This is a genomic window from Trinickia mobilis, assembly GCF_017315705.1.
Taxonomy (GTDB): Bacteria; Pseudomonadota; Gammaproteobacteria; order Burkholderiales; family Burkholderiaceae; genus Trinickia_A; species Trinickia_A mobilis.
The window spans coordinates 1-1546 of record NZ_JAFLRF010000111.1; the positions used below are offsets into that span (position 1 = coordinate 1).

The following is a 1546-nucleotide window of genomic DNA, read 5'->3' on the forward strand; positions in this document are numbered from 1 at the left end:
GGGCGCGCCGGCGCGAAGTGCGATTTTCGAACCCAACGCCAGCCCCATGGGCGGGGCACCGGCTATGTCTATGGGTTAAATCCTATTTTGGGTGATGTGTCGTGCACATGACACATTTCCTCGATTTTGACAGTTAGCCTTCATTTCTTTCGTTTATCGTTCGTCGGTTTAAAAAGTGCCGACAGTCGCGAACGATGAACAAGAAGGCGTACCGCTTGGTGTACTCCAGGTTCCGAGGAAGGGTGGTGGCCGTTGCGGAGACGGCGAGTGCAGCGGGCAAATCGGCCGGCGGCGAAACGTGTGCGCGCCGGCGATCCATGTTGGGCGGGCTTGTTGTTGCGGCGGCTGTCGCATGGCTTGGCGCCATGCCGTCTATTGCATCCGCGCAAATTGTGCCGACGCCGGGCACGTCCACGCAGGTCATCCGGACGCCCAACGGCTTGCCCCAAGTGAGCCTCGCAAAGCCGTCTGGATCTGGCGTATCGGTCAATACGTACAACCAGTTCGATGTCCAGAAGAACGGCGCGATTCTGAACAACTCGCCGACGCTGGTTAATACACAACAAGCGGGCTACATCAACGGCAACCCGAACTTCGGGCCGGGCCAGTCGGCGCGCATCATCGTCAATCAGGTCAACAGCACCTCGCCCTCCCAACTGCGCGGCTACGTCGAGGTGGCGGGGCCTCGGGCACAAGTCGTGCTCGCGAACCCCGCGGGGATCGTCGTCGATGGCGGCGGCTTCATCAACACGAGCCGGGCGACGCTCACGACCGGGCAGCCCTATTACGGCGCGGATGGTTCGCTCGCGGGTTTCCATGTCTCGCGCGGCCTCATTACTGTCGAGGGCATGGGGCTTAACGCATCGAACGTCGATCAGGTCGATCTGATCGCGCGCGCGGTGCGGGCCAACGCGGCGATCTACGCGAAGAACCTGAACGGGGTGACGGGCACGAATCAGGTCGATCGCGACACGCTCGCCGCAACGGCGATTCAAGGCGAGGGCCCCGCGCCCGGCGTGTCGATCGACGTGAGCCAGTTGGGCGGCATGTACGCCGATCGCATCGTGCTGGTCGGCACCGAGCGCGGCGTAGGCGTTTCGAATCAAGGCGTGTTGGCCGCGCAGGCGGGTGATTTGACGTTGCAATCGAACGGTCGGCTCGTGCTCGCGGGCAAGACGAACGCGAGCGGCGACCTGAGCGTCTCGGCGCAAGACGGCGTCCGGAACAGCGGCATCACCTATGGTCAACAAGGCGTATCGGTCTCGACATCGGGCGCGTTGACCCACACCGGCACGCTCGCCGCGCAACAGAATCTGAACGTGAGCGCGCAGCGTGTCGCGTCGAGTGGTCTGCTAGGCGCCGGTGTGAACGCCGACGGCACGGTCGGCCAAGGCGGCGACCTGAGCGTCACGGCGGCGGGGCAACTCACCGCGACAGGCCAGAACGTGGCGGGTGGCAATGCGTCGCTGACGGGCGGCGGCGTCGATGTGTCAGGTTCGAAGACGGCCGCGAACGCCAACATTTCGCTGCATGCGCAGGCGGGCGA

At 64.0% G+C, this 1546-nt stretch carries 1 protein-coding gene; it reads left to right on the forward strand.

Annotated elements, in window-relative coordinates:
• Positions 1-194: 194 nt before the first annotated feature.
• Positions 195-1546, forward strand: a 1352-nt coding sequence (locus J3489_RS37150; RefSeq protein WP_207005762.1) for a two-partner secretion domain-containing protein, incomplete at its 3' end; no start/stop codon positions are given.